Here is a 21,092-nt window from a genome sequence, read left to right as displayed (position 1 = left end):
GACGAGGCCAGCTAACTTCCGCCGCGTCCTGCGCTGGTGTATATTCACGAGCCCGCTGAACGGGCCCTATGAGAGAGACAACATGAACACCCTGATCGCTACCGTCGCCGCCTACCTGATCGGCTCGATTTCCTTTGCCGTCGTGATGAGCCGCGTGTTCGGCCTGTCCGACCCGCGCACCTACGGTTCGAAGAACCCGGGCGCGACCAATGTGCTGCGCAGCGGCAGCAAGAAGGCGGCGATCGCCACCCTGGTCGGCGACGGCGCCAAGGGCTGGCTGGCGGTGTGGCTGGCAGTAAAGTTCGGTCCGCAATACGGCCTCGACGACGGCGGCATCGCGCTGGTCGCCATCGCCGTGTTCCTGGGCCACCTGTGGCCGGTGTTCTTCCGCTTCGTCGGCGGCAAGGGCGTGGCCACCGCGCTGGGCGTGCTGCTCGGCCTGAACGTCTGGCTGGGCCTGGCCACGCTGGTCACCTGGCTGGCCGTGGCCTACGCCTTCCGCTATTCGTCGCTGGCCGCGCTGATCGCCGCCATCTTCGCCCCGTTTTATTATGGCCTGCTGTTCGGCGTGGACGAGATCCTGTTCGCCGTTGTCGCCATGAGCTCGCTCCTGCTGTTCCGCCACAGCAGCAACATCGGCAACCTGATTGCCGGCAAGGAATCGCGCATCGGCAGCAAGGCAGCGGGGGCGAAGAAGAAGTAAGTCCGTCGGGCGCAGATGCCGCGCCCACGTCCCCGTTGATTCCCTCGCAAGCATCCCCATATCCGCTTTTTACGCCGGCGCACCCTGCGCCGGCATCCCTATCAGGAAGGCGGTGTTGTGTGAGCAAGCAATTGAGGATTGATTTCGTGTCGGACGTATCGTGCCCCTGGTGCGCGATCGGCCTCAAGTCCCTGGAACAGGCGATCGAGCGCGTCGCGCCGGATGTCACGGCCGAGCTGCATTTCCAGCCCTTCGAACTCAATCCCGACATGGGACCCGAGGGCCAGGACATCGTCGAGCACATCACCGAAAAATACGGGGCGCCGCTGGAGCAGCAGATCCAGTCGCGCGAAACGATCCGCCAGCGCGGCGAAGCGGTCGGCTTCACCTTCGACATGGCGCGCCGCGGCCGCATCTACAACACCTTCGACGCCCACCGCCTGCTGCACTGGGCCGAATCGCAGGGCCGCCAGCACGCGCTGAAACTCGCCCTGTTCGAAGCCTATTTCACCCACTGCGAAGACCCGAGCTCGCGCGAGCTGCTGGTGCGCGTGGCCGGCCAGGTGGGCCTGGACACGACCGAGGCGCAGCGCATCCTCGACAGCGGGGAGTTCGCCGACGAAGTGCGCGAAACGGAGCTGTTCTTCCAGCGCGCCGGCATCCGCTCGGTGCCGGCGATCGTGATCAACCAGCGCCATTTGATCTCGGGCGGGCAGCCGCCGGAAGTGTTCGAGCGCGCGCTGCGCGAGATTGCGGCGCAGGGCGAGTCGCCGTTGGTGTGATGTTGTAGGGTGAACGGCTCCACCCGGAAAGGTGACAGCCGTTAGCGGTGACGCCGTCCACGCGTTCAAGCACCGGGCGAGACATCGCGACATGTCATCAGATGGTTGAACGCGTGGACGGCGAATACGTCAACGCGGCGCATACGGACGGGTGGAACCGTCCACCTACGTTCAGCCGCCGCCCGGAATTAGGTCCAGCACCACAGGCTGGTGATCCGACGCCGCCGTCTCCGACTGCACTTCCACCGCCGCCACGCGCGGCGCCAGGTCTTCCGTCACGAAGAAATAATCGTAGCAATCGGGCTTGTCGGGCCACGGATAGCCGTGCAGGCCCGCGGTCGGGGCGCGTCCGTGGCCGGGGTGGAGGGCGGCCCAGGCGTCGACCAGGCCGGGGGCGCCGTCCGTCCCCGGGGCGAGTAAAGCCTGGTAGTCGTCGGCGCCGGGCGCCATGTTGAAGTCGCCGCAGTAGATGGCGGAGGCCGGGCGCAGGCCGAGCTGGTAGGGCGCATCGAGTTCGGGGTGGGCGGCGAAGCCGGCCGCGCGCGCGCAGGCTTCCGCGTGCAGTTCGCGGAGGCGGTGCACCTGGGCCATGCGCTGCAGCGGAGAGTGGTATTCGAGGTGGGTGGTCATCAGGCGCAGCTTGGCGCCGGGCGCGTCGAGCACGACCTCGATCGCGCCGCGCGGCATGCCCGGCTTGCCGGCCGGGTCGGCCGGCCAGGGCAGCAGGTGGCGGTGGGCCTGGGTGATGCGGTATTTCGAGAGGACCAGGTTGCCGAACAGGCGGGGGACGTTGCTGCGGTAGATTTCGCTGGGAGCGTGCTCGATCGCGTGGTAACCGCCAAAGGCGCCCGCCAGCTGCTTGAACTGGTTGGCGGTGGCGCTGCCTTCGAGTTCCGGGTGGTTCGCCGCCACTTCCTGCAGGCAGATGACGTCCGGGTTGAGCTTGCGAAGCACGTCGATGATTGCGTGGATGCGGATGCGCCCGTCCTTCCCACAGCCCCAATGAATGTTCCAACTAACAACGCGCATGTAGGCCTCCGAAAACTGAACCGCCCGATATTGCCATCGTTTGGCGCGGTGCGGTCACACGGTAGGATCGATGTCAGCGTGGCAAGTTCACGGTTTTTGGCCGCCTTGCAAGCCTCTTTTTACGCGGCTTCCAACTCGTCCAGCGGCCAGCGCGGCCGCACATTGAAGGCGTAATCGCGGGTCGCCAGCGCGGGATTCCTCTCCAGGCGCATGGCGCCGGCAAAGGCGATCATGGCGCCGTTATCGGTGCAGAACTCGAGCTCCGGATAGAAGACGCGGAACTTGCGCTTGGCGGCTGCCGCATTCAGCGACGCGCGCAGCTGCGCGTTCGCGCCCACGCCGCCGGCGATCACCAGGCGCTTGAGGCCCGTGTGGCGCAACGCGTTGACGCATTTCGCAGTGAGCACGTCGACGATCGCGTCGACGAAGCCGCGCGCGATGTTCGCCTTGTCCTGCTCGCAGATGTTGGCGACGACCTTCTCCTCGTGGTTCTTCACCACGGTCAGCACGGCCGTCTTCAGGCCCGAGAAGCTGAAGTTGAAGTCTTTCGTATGCAGCATCGGGCGCGGCAGGGTATAGGCGTTCGGATCGCCGAATTCCGCCAGGCGCGAGATCGCCGGCCCGCCGGGGTAGCCCAGGCCGAGCAGCTTGGCCGATTTATCGAAGGCTTCGCCGGCCGCATCGTCGAGGGTTTCGCCGAGCAGGGTGTAGCGGCCGACGCCGTCCACCCGCATCAACTGCGTGTGCCCGCCCGAGACCAGCAGGGCGATGAAGGGGAACTCCGGGCGCTCGCTGGCCAGCAGCGGCGAGAGCAGGTGGCCTTCGAGGTGGTGCACGCCCAGCACGGGCTTGTCCAGCGCGAGCGCCAGGCTGCAGGCCACCGACGAGCCGACCAGCAGCGCGCCGGCGAGGCCCGGGCCCTGGGTGTAGGCGATGGCGTCGATGCTGGAGGCGGCGATGCCGGCCTCGCCGAGGGTCTGCTCGAGCAGGGGCAGGGCGCGCCGGATGTGGTCGCGCGACGCCAGTTCCGGCACCACGCCGCCGTACTCCTCGTGCATGGCTACCTGCGAATGCAGGGCATGGGACAGCAGGCCGCGCTCGGTATCGTACAGAGCCAGGCCGGTTTCATCGCAGGAGGATTCGACGCCGAGAACAATCATGGGAAAAGCCGGAAGGGGAAAGCGGAAGGGGAGTATTGTAAAGCAGATGGACCATCCGCGACCTTGGGTGGCGCGAATGATCCACGGGTGCCGGCGTCAAGGCCGCTGCATCAACTCCCGGTGCGCATTGCGCAGCATTGTCGCCGTGTCTTCCCAGCCGATGCAGCCGTCCGTCACCGAGCAGCCGTACTTCAGCTGGGTCAGGTCCGCCGGGATCGGCTGGTTGCCGGCCACGATGTTCGATTCGATCATCACGCCGACCAGCGACTTGTTGCCGTGCTTGATCTGCTGGATCACGTCCGACATCACGAGCGGCTGCAGTTCGGGCTTCTTGTAGCTGTTGGCGTGCGAGCAGTCGACCACCAGGTTGGCCGGCAGGCCGGCTTTTTTCAGGGCCTGTTCGGCGATGGTGACCGAGACCGAGTCGTAGTTCGGGCGGTCGCCGCCGCCGCGCAGCACTACGTGGCCGTAGGCGTTGCCGCGGGTGCGCACGATCGAGACCGCGCCCTTGTCGTTGATACCCAGGAAGGCATGCGGATTGGCCGAGGACAGCACCGCATTGATCGCGATGCTCACGTCGCCGTCGGTGCCGTTCTTGAAGCCGACCGGCGTCGACAGGCCCGAGGACATCTCGCGGTGCGTCTGCGATTCGGTGGTCCTGGCGCCAATCGCGGTCCAGGCGATCAGATCGCCCAGGTATTGCGGCGAAATCGGGTCGAGCGCCTCGGTGGCGGTCGGCAGGCCCAGCTCGCACACGTCGATCAGGAACTGGCGCGCGCGCTGCATGCCGACGTCGACCTGGAACGAGTCGTCCATGAACGGATCGTTGATGTAGCCCTTCCAGCCGGTGGTGGTGCGCGGCTTTTCAAAATAGACGCGCATCACCAGCAGCATGGTCTCGGCGACTTCTTCCTGCAGCTGTTTCAGGCGCCGCGCGTAATCGAGGCCGGCTTCCGGATCGTGGATCGAGCAGGGGCCGACCACCACGAACAGGCGCTTGTCCTTGCGGTCGAGGATGTCGCGCAGCGCGGCGCGGCCAGTCATGACGTTGGTGAAGGCACGTTCGGAAAGCGGCAGGCTGGCGTGCAGTTCGCTCGGGGTCGGCATGCGTCCAAACGAGGTAACGTTGGTATTTTCGATATCGGGGGTGATCTGCATGGTGCGGTCCGTTGGGCTGGTCGATCGACGAGTGTAGCGCCATTTGTGCTGCTTTGCAGCACTCGCCGCAAAAGCACCCCGCATGCATGTCGGTGTAAGCTAATGGCATGCCTACCGATATCCAACCTGCTCAATTCGATACCCGACCCGCATCCTTCCCCGCCGCCGCCTTCATCAAGGAGATCGGCCGCGGCGTCAAGGGCGCGCGCAGCATGTCGCGCCAGGACGCGGCCGCGCTCTACGGCGCGATCCTCGAGGACCGCGTGTCCGACCTGGAACTGGGCGCCATCCTGCTTGCCATGCGCATCAAGGGCGAGTCCGTCGAGGAGCTGGCCGGCTTCATGGATGCCGCCGAAGCCTCGTTCGCGCCCCTGCCCAGCCCGCCCGGCGACTACGCCCCGGTACTCATCCCCAGCTACAACGGCGCGCGCAAGCTCGCCAACCTGACGCCGCTGCTGGCGCTGCTGCTGGCGCGCGAGGGCGTGCCGACCCTGGTGCATGGCGTGCAGGGCGATCCGGGCCGCGTGACCACCTTCGAAATCCTGGCCGAGATGGGCCTGGCCCCCTGCGCCACCAGCGCCGACCTGGCGGACGCCTTCGCCGACGCGCGCCCGGCCTTCATGCCGATCGAGACGCTGGCGCCGCGCCTGGCATGGATGCTGTCGCTGCGCCGCATCCTCGGCGTGCGCAACTCGACCCACACCCTGGTCAAGATCCTGCAGCCCTTCGAGGGCGCGGCGCTGCGGCTGGTCTCATACACCCATCCGGAATACCTGCAGACGCTGGGCGAGTATTTCCTCACCGTGCCACCCGGGCGCGGCGACGCCTTCCTGATGCGCGGCACCGAAGGGGAGACGGTCGCCAATCCACACCGCGCCCAGCAGATCGACTGGTTCCACGGCGGGCAGCGCACGCTGCTGGTCGAGCGCGATGCGCCGACCGATGACCTGGCCGAGGTGCCGGAGGCGCACGATGCCGCCGCAACGGCTACCTGGATTGGGCGCGCGCTGCGCGGGGAAGTGCCTGTTCCGCCGTCGATCACGGCGCAGGTTGCGGCCTGCGTGCGGGCATCGCGCGCGCTGCGGACCTGAGTCACCGCTACAACGCAGGCACGCAACGCGCCTGCCGCTGCATTCCGCCGCCCGTTCGGCGCGGCGTCTTCCTTGTGCGGAACAGATGAATACTTTCCCGCAAGAGCATGGTTGTTTCTGTACGGAAATTGCGTGACCACTGATCCAAGGCAAAAACAGCCAGGTCATTTTCTTTCACTATGGAAAAACGATACCGCAAAGCAATTCGATTGATTGCCAACCGACACTGACGCGTTCGGTCTCGTTTTGATCCGGTTCACATGAACCGGTCCTCCCTATCTGAAGGATGACCAGAATGAACAAGCATTCGCGCTTCACCTTGAACAATTTCCGCCTCGCCGTGCTGGCGCTGGCAATCGCCGGCGCCGGCAGCGCCATCGCCGCAACCGAGCAAGCCACCTCGACCGGCGTGGTCGTGGCACCTATCCAGATCACCAAGATGGTTGACCTGTCGTTCGGTAACTTCGCCGCCGGCGCTTCCCTGGGCACGGTGGCCCTGGGAACGGACGGCAGCCGTAGCGTGACCGGTGGGGTGGTGGGACTGGCCGGCGGCAGCGCCGCGGCACAGTTCGACGTCGTCGGCCAGACCGGCGCAACCTATGGCATCACCGTCGTGGCCAGCCCGCTGACGTCGGGCGGCAACTCGATGACCTTCGCACCGGCGGTCGCGGTGGCTGCCGGCGCGGCCAGCACCGGTGTCGTCGCCACGGGCACGCTGACCGGCGGCAGCCAGAGCATCTTCGTCGGCGGCGTGCTGAGCGTTGCCGCCACCCAGGCGGCCGGTACCTACAGCGGCACCATCAACGCAACGGTCGAATACAACTGAGGACTGGGTAGCGGGGCAACCCGCTCCTGACCATGCCGGGACGCCGTGACCGTTTCATCCTGCTCGCGGGCATCGCCACTCTGGCGCTGCTCGCCGCAGGCGCGCGCCCTGTGTGCGCGCAGCAGGTCAACCTGAGCAATGCCCGGGGCCTCGACTTCGGCCGCTTCGTCGCCGGCACCGGCGGCACCATCGTCCTTACGCCGGGCGGGCTGCGTTCGCGCACGGGCGGTGTGGTCCTGCTCAACTCCCCGAACACCGGCCAGGCGGCGTTCAACGTCGGGCGCAGCGGCAACGGCGGCGCCAACAAGGGCATCATCATTTCCCTGCCGGCCAACGGCGCCATCCGTCTTACCAGCGGCACCAACAGCATGGCAGTCGGCAATTTCGTCAACACGCCCGGCACGCTGCTCTCCATTCCGGCCGGCGGCACGACGCTGTCGATCGGCGCAACGCTCACCGTGGCGCCCAACCAGGCACCCGGCACGTATTCCGGCACTTTTCCCGTGACAGTCAACTACCAGTGAATGCTGCGCCGCCTTGCGGCCCAGTGAAAGGACATGCTCATGCGTTATCCGTCGTTCGCATCCTTCTCCGCCGCACGGCTGCTCCTTGCCTGCCTGCTGCTGGCGCCCCTGCTGCACGCGCGCGCCGAGCTGATGCTGCACCCGACCCGCCTCGTGTTCGACAAGAACACGCGCGCCGCACAGATCGAGTTGATCAACAACGGCAGCAAACCCGCTACTTACCGCATTTCGCTTGTCAACCGCCGCATGACCGAAAACGGCAAGTTCGAAGTGGCCGAGGCTCCGCAGGACGGAGAACGTTTCGCCGATGCGATGCTGCGTTATTCGCCGCGCCAGATCACCCTGCAGCCTGGAACCGCCCAGACCGTGCGCGTGATGCTGCGCAAGCCCGCCGAGCTGGCCGACGGCGAGTACCGCTCGCACCTGCAATTCGACAAGCAGCCCGAGGCCGACGGCAAGGCCAGCATCGAGAACCAGGGCGCGGGCGGCAGCGGGATCGGCGTGGTCATGACGGCGCTGGTCGGCGCCTCGGTGCCGGTGATCGTGCGGCACGGCGTCACGAATGCCAGCGTCAAGCTCTCGGGACTGGCACTCGGCAAGGACGAAGCCCGGCAGCCCCAGCTCGCGCTGCAATTCGAGCGCGAGGGGAGCAGTTCGGTGTATGGCGACATCAGCGTCACCTTCACCCCCAGGAACGGCAAGCCGCAGGGCTTGGCCCAGATGGGCGGCATTGCCGTGTACACGCCGAACCGCACGCGCCAGGCGATACTGCCGCTGCAGGTGCCGGCCGGCGTAACGCTGGCCGGCGGCACGCTCGAAGTCAGCTACCGCGACCGGCCCGAAGCCGGCGGCAAGCTGCTGGCGCAGGCCAGCCTGAACCTGCCGTGAGGGCGCAGGGGCGAAGGCCGCGCCTGCCGCCCGGTTTCCAGACGCCGCGCTTCCTGCTCCCCGTTTCCTAGGCGGACGTCCGGTGGGCCAGGCGCGTTCGCGATCCCCAGGGCCACGCCGCAGCAGCTGCCTGCTCGCGGTGCTGGCCCTGCTGCCTGCGGCGCTGCCGTTTCAGCCCGCCGTGGCGGCAGCGGCAGCGGCAGCGGCAGCGGCAGCGGCAGCGGCGGCCCAGGCGAGCGAAGCCAACCTGGTCCTGCTCGAGGTGCGCCTAGGTACCCTGGTGCTGTCGGACGCCGTCACGGCCTACGAGCTCGGGCGCGACGTCTACCTGCCGCTGGGCGACATGGCGCGCCTGCTGACGCTGGCCATCCGGGTAACGCCGGGCGAAGGCCGTGCCAGCGGCTACATCCTCACCGAACAACGCCATTTCAGCCTCGACGTGCAGGGGCGGACGGTCGACATCGGCGGCGTGCGCGAGGAACTCGACCCGGCACAGATCAGACTCGAAGGCGATGAAATTTACGTGGCCAGCCGGCTGCTGGCGCGCTGGCTGCCGGTCGACCTCGAGCTCGACATGTCGAGCCTGGCCCTGAAAGTGCATCCGCGCGAACAACTGCCGCTGCAGGCGCGCCTGAAGCGGCGCGAACGCGGCAGCCTGGCCGGCGCGCCCGGCGGCTATATCGACCCCGGCTATCCGCGCCTGGCCACGCCGTACCGCCTGGCCGACGTTCCCTTCATCGACCAGACGCTGGGATTCGGGATCGACCGGAACGGCGGCGCGCGCAGCACCGAGGCGTCCTGGACCGCCTACCTGACCACCGATCTGCTGGGCATGGAAGCGGCGCTGTACGCCAGCCGCACCCTGCATGCGCCATCGCAGGAGCTGCGCCTGACGCTCGGGCGCCACGACCCGGACGGCAGGCTTTTCGGGCCGATCAAGGCGCGCAGCGTGCTGTTCGGCAGCGTGCCGGTGCCGGGCGTGGCCAACATCTCCGCCAGCAGCGCGACCGGCAACGGCATCGCGCTCAGTAACCGCCCGCTCGACCAGCCCACCAGTTTCGACCGCCACACGCTGCAGGGCGACCTGCCGCCGGGCTGGGATGTCGAGCTGTACTACAACGAGGCGCTTGTCGGGGTGCGGCAGTCGGGGCCGAGCGGCAAGTACAGCTTCGAGGACCAGCCGCTGGCCTATGGCCCGAACGACTTCCGGCTGGTGTTCCACGGCCCGCTCGGCCAGATGCGTGTCGAGCGCCAGTCCTTCCTGCTGGAGCAGTCTGCGCTGCCGCGCGGCGCGCTGTTCTACGACCTGGCCGCGCACCGCGACGAAAAAGGGCGCCAGCGCGCATTGGCCCAGTTCGAGTGGGGCATGAGCGAACACCTGAACCTCACTGCCGGCTGGCAGCGCCTGCCGCTGTTCGACGCGGCGCGCAGCTACGCCAACCTGGGCCTGCGCAGCTACTGGAACGGCGTCATCCTGACCGCCGACGCGGTGGCGGCCGACGATGGCGGCAGGCTGGGACAGCTGGGCATCAAAACCCGGATCGGCCACGTCGCGCTGTCGGCCAGCCGCGTCCACCTGGACGGCTTCGCCAGCGAACTGTTCGCGCCTGCCGGCGACCCGGTGCGCACCCGCGACGAAGTGCGCGCAGAAGGCGTGCTGGCGCTGGGCGCGGCCAGCTCCTTTCCGCTGTCGCTGCAGCTCAGGCGCGACGTGCTCGCATCGGGCATCGAGCAGCGCGAAGTGCAGGGGCGCCTGTCGGCCTACCGCAACGGCACCGCGCTCAGCAATAGCGTGCGCTGGCAGTCCGTCGGCAGCGCGGCCCTGGGCAGCACCACGCGCACCGAGGGCGTGCTGCAGGTCAGCCGCAGGGTGGCCGGCGTTGGGCTCGCTGGCCAACTGCACTACACGCTCAAGCCCGATGCCAGGCTCGGCAGCGCCGCCGTCGCGGCCGACTGGTACCTGCGCGACGGCTACATGCTGAACCTGGGCCTGACACGCATGTTCCAGGATCGCGAAGTACGCGCGGCCGGGTCGCTGAACAAGCGCCTGGGCAGCTTCGGCCTGGGCGTGAACGGCTACTATACGAGCCGCCGCGACTACGGCGTCGGGGTGCAGTTGTTCATGGCGATGGGGCTGGAACCGCGTGCCCGGCGCCTCCTGCGGGAATCCCAGCCGATGGCGAACATGGGCGCGGCCTCGATCCGCGTGTTCCTCGACAAGAACCACGACGGCGCGATGGGCAAGGAAGACCTGCCGATCGGCGGCGCCGGCTTCACCATCAACGGCGCCAACTACGCCGCGCGCACGAATGCCGATGGCGTGGCCTGGCTGCCGCGCCTGCCCGCCGGCCGCCACACCGACATCGGGATCGAGCCGAATACCCTCGAAGATCCGCAGTGGCAGCCGCAATTGAAAGGCGTCCGCATCGTGCCGCGCCCGGGCAAAGTCAGTCAGGTGGAGTTCGCGGTCAGCCTGACCGGCGAGGTGGACGGCACGGCCTGGTTGTCCGGCAAAGGCGCCCGGCGCCCGGTCGGCGACCTGCAGATCGAGCTGATAGATGCCTCGGACAAGGTGGTGGCCAGCATCGCCAGCGCCGCCGACGGTTATTACGTCATGACCGGCATCCTCCCGGGCGAGTATGTCCTGCGCGTGTCGCCGGACCAGCTCAAGCGCCTCGGCCTGCGCGACCCGGGCACGCTGGCCATCGCGATCGGCCCCGACGGCACCGTGCTCAACGGCCGCGACCTCGAGGTGCGCAGCGCCACCGACGGCTGACCGGCGTTGTTCCGCACGGCCGAATTCCAGGCCGGCCTCCACGGCATGGGCGGCGAGCGTTTACAATGGCCGGTTTGGCGAAACGCGGAGCACGGCAGGCATGGCAAAACAATATGATGTGGCGGTAATCGGCGCAGGCGCGGCCGGCATGATGTGCGCGGCCGTGGCCGCCCAACGCGGCAAGCGCGTGGTCCTGATCGACCACGCCGAAAAGCTGGCCGAAAAGATCCGCATCTCCGGCGGCGGCCGCTGCAATTTCACGAACATTAACGCCGGACCGGCCAACTTCCTCTCCGAGAACCCGCACTTCTGCAAGAGCGCGCTGTCGCGCTACACGGCGCAGGACTTCCTGGCGCTGGTCAAGAAACACCGCATCGGCTACCACGAGAAGCACCGCGGCCAGCTGTTCTGCAACGATTCCGCCGAGCAGATCATCGGCATGCTGAAGGCCGAGTGCAGCGCAGGCGAGGTCAACTGGCGCATGCCGTGCAAGGTGCTGTCGGTCGAGAAAGAGGGCGAAGGTTTTGTCGTCGCCACCGACCATGGCGACATTGCCGCTGCCAGCGTCGTCGTCGCCACCGGCGGCCTGTCGATCCCGAAGATCGGCGCGACCGACCTCGGCTACCGGCTGGCCACCCAGTTCGGCCTGCCGCTGGTCGAGCCGCGTCCGGGCCTGGTGCCGCTGACCTTCGACGGCCCAAGCTGGGCGCCGTTCGCGCCGCTGGCCGGCATCGCGCTGGAGGTGGACGTGTCGACCGGTTCGGGCAAGGGCAAGAATGCCAAACGCGGCCTGTTCCGCGAAGACCTGCTGTTCACCCACCGCGGCCTGTCGGGCCCGGCGATCCTGCAGATTTCCAGCTACTGGGAACCGGGCACGCCGATCGTGATCAATTTGCTGCCGGAACTCGACGTGGCCGAAGAGCTGATCGGTTCGAAGACGACGGTCAAGAAACAGATCGGCAACGTGCTGTCGGGATGGCTGCCGGCGCGCCTGGCCGAAGGCCTGCTGCTGGCCAACGGCTTCGCACTCGACGCCCGCCTGGCCGACCTGCCCGACGCCAAGCTGCGCAAGCTCGGCGACGCCATCAACCGCTGGGCCATCGTCCCGACCGGTTCGGAAGGCTACCGCAAGGCCGAAGTCACGCTCGGCGGCGTCGACACCCGCGCCCTGTCGCAGCAAACGATGATGGCCAAGGACGTGCCCGGCCTGTACTTCATCGGCGAAACCGTCGACGTCACCGGCTGGCTCGGCGGCTACAACTTCCAGTGGGCCTGGGCCTCCGGCTACGTGGCAGGGCAGAGCGTGTAAATTTTCAACCGCCAGCCCGCAGCGTTTCCCGTAGGGTGGGCACCCCGTGCCCACGCGGACCAAATGAACCAATAACGGCTCAGCTGCAGCTCCACCACCCAAGAAAACCCCCTGTATCAAATTCATCACACGATCGTAAACTCTTCCACTGCTTCCCAAAAGCTGCTAGAATTTCGTTCTTCCCAAATCCAACGGTTTCATTTTTACATGACCACTATCCGCCTTAAAGAAAACGAGCCGTTCGAAGTCGCAATGCGTCGCTTCAAGCGCACCATCGAAAAAACCGGTCTGCTGACCGAACTGCGCGCACGCGAGTTCTACGAGAAGCCAACTGCAGAGCGCAAGCGCAAGCTGGCCGCTGCCGTGAAGCGCCACTACAAGCGCATCCGCAGCCAGCAACTGCCTAAGAAACTGTACTAAGACTGTCCAGCCGGCCTTGATCCGGGACGGAGCCTTGCGCTCGTTTCGGTAGCCGCTAGAAGTCCTTTAAGCCCGCCCTGGTTGCTACCCCGGCGGGTTTTGTTGTTTGCACCATCTATTTCGAGGATGCCATGAGCCTGAAAGAACAAATCACGAACGACATGAAAGCGGCGATGCGCGCCAAGGAAGCCGGCAAGCTCAACACCATCCGCCTGCTGCTCGCCGAAATCAAGCGCAAGGAAGTCGACGAACAGATCGAAGTGAACGACCAGCAAACCGTCGCCATCGTCGAAAAGATGATCAAGCAGCGCAAGGATTCGATCACCCAGTTCGAAGCCGGCAACCGCGCCGACCTGGCCGACATCGAAAAGGCCGAGCTCGAAGTGCTGGTCGCCTACATGCCGGCCGGCCTGTCGGACGAGGAGATCGCCGCCGAAGTCGCCGCAGCAGTGGCCGCCTCGGGCGCCGCCGGCCCGCAGGACATGGGCAAGGTCATGGGCATCGTCAAGCCGAAGCTGGCGGGCCGTGCCGACATGACGGTCGTGTCGGCCCTGGTCAAGAAGGCGCTTACCGGCGCCTGATGCAACACAAGCGGCCACACAAGCGGGCCCGACGGGCCATGCTTGTTGCAGATCAACTTGCAGCGAGCGCTGCGGTATAGTCTGACATTAGACAAACACTGTGTAAGCTACGTGATCCCGCAATCATTCATTACCGATCTGCTCAACCGCGTCGACATCGTCGACGTGGTCGGGCGCTACGTGCAGCTGAAAAAGGGCGGCGCCAATTACATGGGGCTGTGTCCTTTCCACAGCGAAAAGTCCCCCAGTTTTACCGTCAGCCCGACCAAACAGTTCTATCACTGCTTCGGTTGCGGCGCCCATGGCACCTCGATCGGCTTCCTGATCGAATACTCGGGTATGGGCTTCGTCGAGGCCGTCAAGGACCTGGCCCAGGGCGTCGGCATGGTCGTGCCCGAGCAGGACGACAAGATCCCGCCCCAGCAGCGCGCCGCCCAGCAGGCCCAGTCGCTGGCCATGACGGACGCGCTCAGCCAGGCCTGCGATTACTACCGCGCCCAGCTGAAAAGCGCCCCGAACGCCATCGCCTACCTCAAGAACCGCGGCCTCACCGGCGAGGTCGCCGCCCGCTTCGGCATGGGCTATTCCCCCTCCGGCTGGGACAACCTGCGCTCGGTCTTCCCCGACTACGACGCGCTGGCCCTGGTCGAATCGGGCCTGGTCATCGACCGCGTCGACGAGAACGGCGGCAACAAGAAGCGCTACGACCGCTTCCGCGAGCGCATCATGTTCCCGATTCGCAACACGAAAGGGCAGGTGATCGGCTTCGGAGGCCGCGTGCTCGACAGCGGCGAACCGAAATACCTGAATTCTCCGGAAACCCCGCTGTTCCAGAAGGGACTCGAGCTCTACGGCCTGTTCGAGGCGCGCCAGGCCATCCGCGACGCCGGCTACGTGCTGGTGACCGAAGGCTACATGGACGTCGTCGCCCTGGCCCAGCTCGGTTTCCCGCAAGCCGTGGCCACCCTCGGCACCGCCTGTACCAGTACCCACGTGCAAAAGCTGCTGCGCCAGACCGACAACGTCATCTTCAGTTTCGACGGAGACAAGGCCGGCCGCCGCGCCGCACGGCGGGCGCTGGAGGCGTGCCTGCCTCAGGTGAGCGACAACAAGACCATCCAGTTCCTCTTCCTGCCCGAAAAGCACGACCCGGACAGCTATGTGCGCGAGTTCGGCGCCGAAGCCTTCTCGCAAGAAATCAACGACGCCATGCCGCTGTCGCAATTCCTGCTGCGCGAAGTGACGGGCGAACACGACCTGTCCACGCCGGAAGGGCGGGCGCGCACCCAATTCGACGCCAAGCCGCTGCTGCAGTCGATGACGCCCTCGAGCCTGCGCCTGCAGATCGTGCGCGGCCTGGCCAGTCTGACCGATTCGACGCCGGCCGAGATCGAAAGCCTGTTCGAGTTGTCCAAGCCGGTATCGGTGGCAAAGAAGGCGCCGCCGCGCCAGGGCAGGCCGGAGCCGGTCGGGCTGGAATTGCAGATCGTGCGCATCCTGGTGGCCCATCCGGCGCTGTCCCTGCACCTGGACGAATCAGCACTGCAGGCCTTCGACTTTTTCGGACAGGAATCGGCCGACAACCTGCGCTACCTGGTCGGGATGGCGCAGGCGCTGGGCGAATACGGCACCTTTGCGGCCTTGTGCGAACAGCTGAAGGAAGCCGGCAGTTACTACGACCACATCATTGCAGAGATCGCGTCGGAGCCGGAATCCGATCCCGACGCCGACCGTGTCTGGCTGGTCAGTGCCGTGAGGCAAATCAAGAAGGATGCACTAAAACAGGAGTTGAACCAGTTGTTTTCGAAGGGCCTGACCCCAGATCAGGTGAGTACTCGCTATCGTGAAATCACAGCGCAGCAGCAGTTCCTGGATCGTGAGGAGCTGGAAGCGGCCACCAGGCGCTAGACCCTTGTCGCAAAACTAACAAGGGGGCTATGTGCGGCTGGAAAAAGAAGGGGTGCGTGCTATAATAAAACGCTAACTATTGCAACCTTTGAAACGACTTTCGTGTCAAAAGGGGCGTGGAGTTTCAGTTAGCGCAGCAGTGTTGTACGCTGTTAGCAGCGTGATGTAAGGTAACAAAACTTTATCTTTAACCATCGTAAAGTTAGTCGTTGTGACATCGAAAGCGCCTGTGCCAACCAAGAAACCCGAACCCATCGTGGCTGCCAAAACCACCAGAGCGTCCGCCAAGGCGGACAACGCACAAGACAAGGCGGAAGTTCGCACTGCTACTCCACCTGCAGCGGGCGCCGCACCAGTCGTCAGCCAGACCACCGATGCCGCCGCCCTGGCCGCCATCGACACGTCCGGCTACGTGCTGCCGACCGTGAAGGTCCCGGGCCGCCGCGGGCGCAAGCCAAAGGAATTCACGCCGGAGAATGACGAAGTCGCCGCGCTCAACGCCGTCGAACGCGCTGAACTGAAGGCCGTCGACAAGGCCAAGGCCAAGGACCGCAAGGCCAAAGAAAAAGCCTTGCTGAAAGATGCGTTCTCGGCCGATACTGAAGCGAGCGAAGAAGAAATCGAGCTCCGCCGCCAGAAGCTGAAAGCGCTGATCAAGTCCGGCAAGGAGCGCGGTTTCCTCACCTACGCGGAAATCAACGACCACCTGCCGGAAAACATCGTCGATCCGGAAGCGATCGAAGGCATCATCGGCACCTTCAACGACATGGGCATTGCCGTGTACGAACACGCGCCCGATGCCGAAACGCTGCTGCTGTCCGACAACGTCGCCACCGTCACCAGCGACGACGAAGCCGAGGCCGCCGCCGAAGCCGCCCTCTCCACCGTCGACTCCGACTTCGGCCGCACCACCGACCCGGTCCGCATGTACATGCGCGAAATGGGCTCGGTCGAGCTGCTGACGCGCGAAGGCGAAATCGAAATCGCCAAGCGCATCGAAGACGGCCTGCGCGACATGATCCAGGCCATCTCCGCCTGCCCGGTCACGATCGCCGAAATCATCTCCGCCTCCAAGCGCATCGAAGCCGACGAAATCAAGATCGACGAGATCGTCGACGGCATGGTCGATCCGGAAGAAGACGAAGCAGCCGCACCGGCAGCCGTCGTCCCGAGCGCCGGCGAAGGCGACGAGGACGAGGAAGAAGAAGCCGGCGACGAGGAAGAGGGCGAAGAAGAAGAGGCCGCCGCCAGCACCGGCGCGGCCGGCTACTCCGCCGAGCAGCTTGAAGCGCTGAAAAATTCCGCACTGGAAAAATTCGGCACCATCGAGCAGCAGTTCGACAAGATGCGCAAGGCCTTCGAGAAGGACGGCTACAACTCGAAAGCCTACGTCAAGGCCCAGGAAACGATCTCCAACGAGCTGCTGGGCATCCGCTTTACGGCCAAGGTCGTCGAAAAGCTGTGCGACACGCTGCGCGGCCAGGTCGACGAAGTGCGCCACATCGAAAAGCAGATCCTCGACGTGGCCGTGAACCGTTGCGGCATGCCGCGCGCCCACTTCATCAAGGTCTTCCCGGGCAACGAAACGAACCTGGAATGGGTCGACGGCGAAGTCAACGCCGGCCACGCTTACAGCGCCATCCTCGGCCGCAACATCCCGACGATCAAGGAACTGCAGCAACGCCTGATCGACCTGCAGGCGCGCGTCGTGCTGCCGCTGCCGGACCTGCGCAACATCAACCGCCAGATGGCGGCCGGCGAAATGAAGGCGCGCAAGGCCAAGCGCGAGATGACCGAGGCCAATCTGCGTCTCGTGATCTCGATCGCGAAAAAGTACACGAACCGCGGCCTGCAATTCCTCGACCTGATCCAGGAAGGCAACATCGGCCTGATGAAGGCGGTCGACAAGTTCGAATACCGCCGCGGCTACAAATTCTCGACCTACGCGACGTGGTGGATCCGCCAGGCCATCACCCGCTCGATCGCCGACCAGGCGCGCACCATCCGTATCCCGGTGCACATGATCGAGACCATCAACAAGATGAACCGCATCTCGCGCCAGATCTTGCAGGAGACCGGTGCCGAGCCAGACCCGGCAACGCTCGCGATCAAGATGGAAATGCCGGAAGACAAAATTCGGAAGATCATGAAGATCGCGAAAGAGCCGATTTCGATGGAAACGCCGATCGGCGACGACGACGATTCGCACCTGGGCGACTTCATCGAGGACAACAACACGCTGGCCCCGTCGGATGCGGCCCTGCACGCCTCGATGCGCGGTGTCGTCAAAGATGTGTTGGACTCGCTGACCCCGCGCGAAGCGAAGGTGCTGCGCATGCGCTTCGGCATCGAGATGTCCACGGACCACACGCTGGAAGAAGTCGGCAAGCAGTTCGACGTCACCCGCGAGCGTATCCGCCAGATCGAAGCCAAGGCCTTGCGCAAACTGCGCCACCCGTCGCGCTCGGACAAGCTGAAGAGCTTCCTGGAAGGTAGTAGCTGATCCGTTGTAGCTATACCTTGACGGCTCAACACTAAAGCAATATCCTCTCGCCACTTCGTTCGGAACACCGCAGCGCGGTGGCGAGATTTTTCTACTTCCCATCTGTAACGAGTTTGGGCCTCTAGCTCATGCCTGGTTAGAGCAGCGGACTCATAATCCGTTGGTGCCCGGTTCGACTCCGGGGAGGCCTACCAATTTTCTCCCGTAGCTGGTACAGCAGCGTTCCCGTATCCCGCGCCAATAGCTTACCTGCTGCTCGAGTCATCGATTGGCGCGACGCAATGTCTTGTCGCCGCGCCAACCGTTCCAGCATGACTTCACTGCCGCACTGCTTCCTGCTTCCTGCTTTCGCTTGCGCTGCAGCGTTCACTTCGCAACCACATCAGCCTCCTCATCCGCCTCAATCTGCGCCTTCCCCAACGCATGCGGCCTCACCAAATCCAGCCTCACCGCATACCCAACGCCATTGCGGTATCCATCCGCGATCACCTGCCCCGCATCATTGATCCCCCTCGAAAAGCTAATGTTCCAACCCGACTTGCGATCGATCAGCGCATTCAGGCTCTCCATCCGCCTGCCGCGCCAGATGTAGGCGCCCAGGTGGTTGCTGTTGCCGACGACGTGGCCATGGTTGTTGATGGCCTGGGCGGTGCTGAAGCGGTAGTCGCCGGCCGGGCGCGTGTCGATCAGGGTGGGGCGGCCGTGGTTCCAGATGGTGGCGAGTGCCTCGCGGAAGGTTTCTGTCGAGGTATAGCCGGCGACTTGTCCGCGGTCGTTGATGTCCAGGCCGTAGTTGGGCGTGTAGCCGAAGCTGCCCAGCTGGCGCATGACGCCTTTGCTCCAGATGAAAGCGTAGAACGGGATTTCCGGAGAGCTCAGCGTGCCGGATTCGCCCGTGACCTGGTTGCGGTTGTTGAGCGCTTCCGGCTGGGTGGTCGGGTTCGGGTAGGGCAGCGCGCCGAGCTCCTGGTACTTGCCGTTCGGCGCGCGCAGGTAGGCGCCCGGGTTGCCGGCGCCGGGGCCTGTTGTCGCGTTGCTCGCTGCGAGGATATACCCGGCATTGTTGATGTCCACCAGGCGGGCAGGGCGGCCGCCGGGGCCGGGGATAGTCCGGAAGCTGCCGCGATAATAGACGTAGCCGCGCGGCGAGCCGGAGGTGGTGGCGGTGGTGGTGGTCACGTTGCCGAGCACCTCGCCCTTGTCGTTGATGGCCACCGCCTGGTTGGAGGTGCCGCCCCGCAGGCCCAGGTCGATCGGGCCCTTGCCGTAGTTGACGAAGCTGCGGTAGTTGGGGCCGCCGAGATAGGTGTAGCCGACGACGGCGCCGGACTCGTTGATGTCGCTCGGCTGGCTGCCGGCCGGGCCGACGATGGTGACCCGGTATTCCGCGTAGCCGGGCGAGCCATGGGCCAGGCCCATCCCGAGCGACAGCAGGAACAGGGAAACGGATGTACGCAATGACATGACGGTCATGACAATCTCCACAAGGTAATGACGGCCGGGCAGGGCGATGGCCCCTGCCGTCAGGTCGAGCCCGCCACCAGGGCTGCGCAGCTACAACTGGTCATTCATCGTGGACGTGGGCCTCCTTGCCGTGGCGCGGGTCGCGGCAGACCGGGTCGAGCCGCACCGCGAAGCCGAAGGCGACGCCGAACTGGTCGGCCGTGCCGACGATCTGTCCCTTGTCGTTGATGCCCTGCACGCTCGTGATGACGTAGCGGCCGGACGGATCGATCAGGGCATTCAGGCGCTCCATCCGCTTGCCGCGCCAGATGAAGGGACCGAGGTCGCTGTCGCCGACGATGTAACCGCGGTTGTTGATGCCGTTGCCCCCGCTTTGCCCGCCGCGCCGGCCGTCGATGTCGACCATGCGCCCGTTCTGCCAGAGGAAGGCGTGCGACACGCCCGGCGTCCTGAGCGCCGAAGAGCCGGTGACCTGGCCGTGGTCGTTGATGTCGCTGGCCGCGCTGGACACGCCGCCCAAGGTGCCCAGGCTGCGCATCACCCCGTCCTGCCAGAGGAAGGCGCGCGGCACCAGGATCGCGCCCGGCACGAAGGGGCCGGAACCGCCGACCACCTGCTTGCGCTTGTTGATCGCTTCGGGCAGCGTGAACGGATTGGCGAAGGGCAGGGCGCCGAGGTCGCGGAAGGACCCGTCGGGGGCGCGCAGGTAGCCGCGCGGGGCCCCGAAGTTGAACTGGTAGCTGCCCACGATATAGCCGGCATTGTTGATGCCGGTGGCGGTGGTCGTCGCCGGCAGGAAGACGTTGACGTCCCTGGGGACGCCGCCTTCATAGAGAAATCCGCGCGTGCCGCTGGCGACGTTCGAGGTGCCGACGACCTGGAAGCGGTCGTTGATGTCGTTGGCGATGCTGAAGTTGCCGAACTCCTCCAGGCCGCCGATCTCGACCGTGCGGTTGCCCCGGGTCAGGAAACCGTGGGCGCCGGCGCCCGTGAACTGGAAGTCGCCGACCGTGGCGCCGGCATTGTTGATGGCCAGGCCGCTGCTGATCAGCGGGGCGACCCGGGTGACCCGGTACTCGAATCGGGGCGGTGATGCGCTGGCCAGGCCAACTGCCGAGGCCAGCAGTACCAGGGCCAGACTGTTTCGCTTCCACATGATGATCTCCTTAAAAACAAAGGCATGCGGCGACGGCGCAACCTGGGCTGCGCCTCGATTGGCCGGCGCGGCCGCGCCGCACCTGTCGCGCCGGCCGCTTTCTTACTGCTGCACCATCTCGTCCTCATCGAGCAGCGGCGCCGACAAGGCGTGCGGACGGATCAGGTCCAGGCGCACCGCATACTGAATGCCGCCGCGGAAGGCGGTGGCCGCGATCTGGCCGGCGTCGTTGATGGCTTCCGGACGGGTGATGTCCCAGCCCAGCCGGGGATCGACCAGCGCATTCAGGCTCTGCATCCGCTTGCCGCGGTAGATGAAGCCGGACAGGTGGTTGCTGGTGCCGACGACGTGCCCGTAGTTGTTGATGCCGGTCCCCGCGCTGTCCCTGTCCTCGGTGGCGGGGCGGCGGTCGATGTCGACCAGGCGGCCGTTGGTGTACAGGAAGGCCACCCGGTCGCGGAAGCCTTCCAGCAGGGCCGCGAAGCCGGTGGCCTGGCCGCGGTCGTTGATGTCGGTGGCGCCGTTCGGGGTGTCGCCCAGGTCGCCCAGGTCGCGCATCACGCCCTTGGTCCAGATGAAGGCGCGCAGCGGCTGGTCCGGGAAGGTCAACGGCCCGGATTCGCCGGCGACCTGGTTGCGGTTATTCAGCGCGCGGGCGAAGGTCAGGGTCGGTTCCTCGAAGGGCAGGTTGCCGATGTCGGTGAACTTGCCGTGGGGCGCGGGCCGGGAGGGTGGGGGGGCGCGGTATCCCGCCCCCCACCCCCTAGCGGTGGCGGTGGCGGGCGGGGTGGTTTGGGGGTTTGGGGGGGTCCCG

General features: G+C 65.9%; 17 protein-coding genes, 1 tRNA gene and 1 pseudogene. 13 read left to right on the top strand and 6 right to left on the bottom strand.

Features of this window, described 5'->3' with window-relative positions; all coding sequences use genetic code 11:
• Nucleotides 1-82 precede the first annotated feature (82 nt).
• Both plsY and ACWCIA_RS10160 read left to right on the top strand, forming a co-directional pair.
• Nucleotides 83-703, top strand: a complete 621-nt coding sequence (plsY, locus tag ACWCIA_RS10165) for a glycerol-3-phosphate 1-O-acyltransferase PlsY (RefSeq protein WP_454162925.1) — start codon at nt 83-85, stop codon at nt 701-703.
• A gap of 119 nt (nt 704-822) precedes the next feature.
• Nucleotides 823-1,485, top strand: a complete 663-nt coding sequence (locus tag ACWCIA_RS10160; protein ID WP_454162923.1) for a DsbA family oxidoreductase — start codon at nt 823-825, stop codon at nt 1,483-1,485.
• 171 nt (nt 1,486-1,656) lie between these two features.
• On the opposite strand, the gene ACWCIA_RS10155 is transcribed toward ACWCIA_RS10160, so the two are convergent.
• From ACWCIA_RS10155 to ACWCIA_RS10145, 3 genes are all read right to left on the bottom strand, one after another.
• Nucleotides 1,657-2,514 carry an endonuclease/exonuclease/phosphatase family protein gene (locus ACWCIA_RS10155; RefSeq protein WP_454162921.1) on the bottom strand — a complete coding sequence of 286 codons (858 nt, stop codon included), beginning with the start codon at nt 2,512-2,514 and terminating at the stop codon, nt 1,657-1,659.
• Nucleotides 2,515-2,633: 119 nt separating this feature from the next.
• On the bottom strand, nt 2,634-3,674 hold the full coding sequence (gene tsaD / locus ACWCIA_RS10150) for a tRNA (adenosine(37)-N6)-threonylcarbamoyltransferase complex transferase subunit TsaD (protein ID WP_454162919.1): 1,041 nt from the start codon (nt 3,672-3,674) through the stop codon (nt 2,634-2,636).
• A gap of 96 nt (nt 3,675-3,770) precedes the next feature.
• Entirely contained in the window at nt 3,771-4,832 is a 1,062-nt protein-coding gene (locus tag ACWCIA_RS10145) for a 3-deoxy-7-phosphoheptulonate synthase (RefSeq protein ID WP_454162917.1), read from the bottom strand.
• A gap of 107 nt (nt 4,833-4,939) precedes the next feature.
• Between ACWCIA_RS10145 and ybiB the strand changes: the two genes are divergently transcribed.
• The 11 genes from ybiB to ACWCIA_RS10090 all read left to right on the top strand — a co-directional run bounded on the left by ybiB (nt 4,940) and on the right by ACWCIA_RS10090 (nt 17,852).
• Complete coding sequence (gene ybiB, locus ACWCIA_RS10140; RefSeq protein WP_454162916.1) at nt 4,940-5,923, top strand: DNA-binding protein YbiB; 984 nt, start codon at nt 4,940-4,942, stop codon at nt 5,921-5,923.
• Between the two features lie 295 nt (nt 5,924-6,218).
• Complete coding sequence (locus tag ACWCIA_RS10135; protein ID WP_454162914.1) at nt 6,219-6,749, top strand: DUF4402 domain-containing protein; 531 nt, start codon at nt 6,219-6,221, stop codon at nt 6,747-6,749.
• Nucleotides 6,750-6,781: 32 nt separating this feature from the next.
• A complete protein-coding gene (locus ACWCIA_RS10130; RefSeq protein WP_454162913.1) occupies nt 6,782-7,273 on the top strand; it encodes a DUF4402 domain-containing protein in 492 nt (163 codons plus the stop codon).
• Between the two features lie 39 nt (nt 7,274-7,312).
• Nucleotides 7,313-8,161 (top strand): fimbrial biogenesis chaperone, encoded by an 849-nt coding sequence (locus ACWCIA_RS10125; protein WP_454162911.1) that lies wholly within the window; start codon nt 7,313-7,315, stop codon nt 8,159-8,161.
• 82 nt (nt 8,162-8,243) lie between these two features.
• The gene (locus ACWCIA_RS10120; RefSeq protein ID WP_454162909.1) at nt 8,244-10,937 is read left to right on the top strand and encodes an MSCRAMM family protein; all 2,694 of its coding nucleotides are present in this window, start codon (nt 8,244-8,246) and stop codon (nt 10,935-10,937) included.
• A 100-nt stretch (nt 10,938-11,037) separates the two neighbouring features.
• Nucleotides 11,038-12,246, top strand: coding sequence for an NAD(P)/FAD-dependent oxidoreductase (locus tag ACWCIA_RS10115; RefSeq protein WP_454162907.1), 1,209 nt, complete (start codon nt 11,038-11,040; stop codon nt 12,244-12,246).
• Nucleotides 12,247-12,453: 207 nt separating this feature from the next.
• Nucleotides 12,454-12,666, top strand: coding sequence for a 30S ribosomal protein S21 (gene rpsU, locus ACWCIA_RS10110; RefSeq protein ID WP_005665410.1), 213 nt, complete (start codon nt 12,454-12,456; stop codon nt 12,664-12,666).
• A 131-nt stretch (nt 12,667-12,797) separates the two neighbouring features.
• The gene (locus ACWCIA_RS10105) at nt 12,798-13,247 is read left to right on the top strand and encodes a GatB/YqeY domain-containing protein (protein ID WP_454162904.1); all 450 of its coding nucleotides are present in this window, start codon (nt 12,798-12,800) and stop codon (nt 13,245-13,247) included.
• Between the two features lie 111 nt (nt 13,248-13,358).
• Nucleotides 13,359-15,155 (top strand): DNA primase, encoded by a 1,797-nt coding sequence (dnaG, locus tag ACWCIA_RS10100; RefSeq protein WP_454162902.1) that lies wholly within the window; start codon nt 13,359-13,361, stop codon nt 15,153-15,155.
• A 256-nt stretch (nt 15,156-15,411) separates the two neighbouring features.
• Nucleotides 15,412-17,658 carry an RNA polymerase sigma factor RpoD gene (gene rpoD, locus ACWCIA_RS10095; protein WP_454162900.1) on the top strand — a complete coding sequence of 749 codons (2,247 nt, stop codon included), beginning with the start codon at nt 15,412-15,414 and terminating at the stop codon, nt 17,656-17,658.
• 115 nt (nt 17,659-17,773) lie between these two features.
• Nucleotides 17,774-17,852, top strand: a tRNA-Ile gene (locus tag ACWCIA_RS10090).
• Nucleotides 17,853-18,024: 172 nt separating this feature from the next.
• On the opposite strand, the gene ACWCIA_RS10085 is transcribed toward ACWCIA_RS10090, so the two are convergent.
• The 3 genes and pseudogenes from ACWCIA_RS10085 to ACWCIA_RS10075 all read right to left on the bottom strand — a co-directional run.
• Nucleotides 18,025-19,131, bottom strand: a complete 1,107-nt coding sequence (locus ACWCIA_RS10085; RefSeq protein WP_454162898.1) for an HAF repeat-containing protein — start codon at nt 19,129-19,131, stop codon at nt 18,025-18,027.
• A gap of 91 nt (nt 19,132-19,222) precedes the next feature.
• A complete protein-coding gene (locus ACWCIA_RS10080) occupies nt 19,223-20,278 on the bottom strand; it encodes an HAF repeat-containing protein (protein WP_454162896.1) in 1,056 nt (351 codons plus the stop codon).
• 102 nt (nt 20,279-20,380) lie between these two features.
• A pseudogene (locus ACWCIA_RS10075) lies at nt 20,381-21,092 on the bottom strand (hypothetical protein); the annotation flags it as partial.

The sequence above is a fragment of the Massilia sp. SYSU DXS3249 genome (assembly GCF_053668055.1).
The sequence above is the reverse complement of the archived record's forward strand: the minus strand, read 5'-3'. Positions and strand labels throughout refer to the sequence as shown.

Bases quoted from the DNA above. Each gene is read 5' to 3' on its own strand.
- plsY (WP_454162925.1), top strand. From the start codon at position 83: ATGAACACCCTGATCGCTACCGTCGCCGCCTACCTGATCGGCTCGATT.
- ACWCIA_RS10155 (WP_454162921.1), bottom strand. From the start codon at position 2,514: ATGCGCGTTGTTAGTTGGAACATTCATTGGGGCTGTGGGAAGGACGGG.
- tsaD (WP_454162919.1), bottom strand. From the start codon at position 3,674: ATGATTGTTCTCGGCGTCGAATCCTCCTGCGATGAAACCGGCCTGGCT.
- ACWCIA_RS10145 (WP_454162917.1), bottom strand. From the start codon at position 4,832: ATGCAGATCACCCCCGATATCGAAAATACCAACGTTACCTCGTTTGGA.
- ybiB (WP_454162916.1), top strand. From the start codon at position 4,940: ATGCCTACCGATATCCAACCTGCTCAATTCGATACCCGACCCGCATCC.
- ACWCIA_RS10135 (WP_454162914.1), top strand. From the start codon at position 6,219: ATGAACAAGCATTCGCGCTTCACCTTGAACAATTTCCGCCTCGCCGTG.
- ACWCIA_RS10130 (WP_454162913.1), top strand. From the start codon at position 6,782: ATGCCGGGACGCCGTGACCGTTTCATCCTGCTCGCGGGCATCGCCACT.
- ACWCIA_RS10125 (WP_454162911.1), top strand. From the start codon at position 7,313: ATGCGTTATCCGTCGTTCGCATCCTTCTCCGCCGCACGGCTGCTCCTT.
- ACWCIA_RS10115 (WP_454162907.1), top strand. From the start codon at position 11,038: ATGGCAAAACAATATGATGTGGCGGTAATCGGCGCAGGCGCGGCCGGC.
- rpsU (WP_005665410.1), top strand. From the start codon at position 12,454: ATGACCACTATCCGCCTTAAAGAAAACGAGCCGTTCGAAGTCGCAATG.
- ACWCIA_RS10105 (WP_454162904.1), top strand. From the start codon at position 12,798: ATGAGCCTGAAAGAACAAATCACGAACGACATGAAAGCGGCGATGCGC.
- ACWCIA_RS10085 (WP_454162898.1), bottom strand. From the start codon at position 19,131: ATGACCGTCATGTCATTGCGTACATCCGTTTCCCTGTTCCTGCTGTCG.
- ACWCIA_RS10080 (WP_454162896.1), bottom strand. From the start codon at position 20,278: ATGTGGAAGCGAAACAGTCTGGCCCTGGTACTGCTGGCCTCGGCAGTT.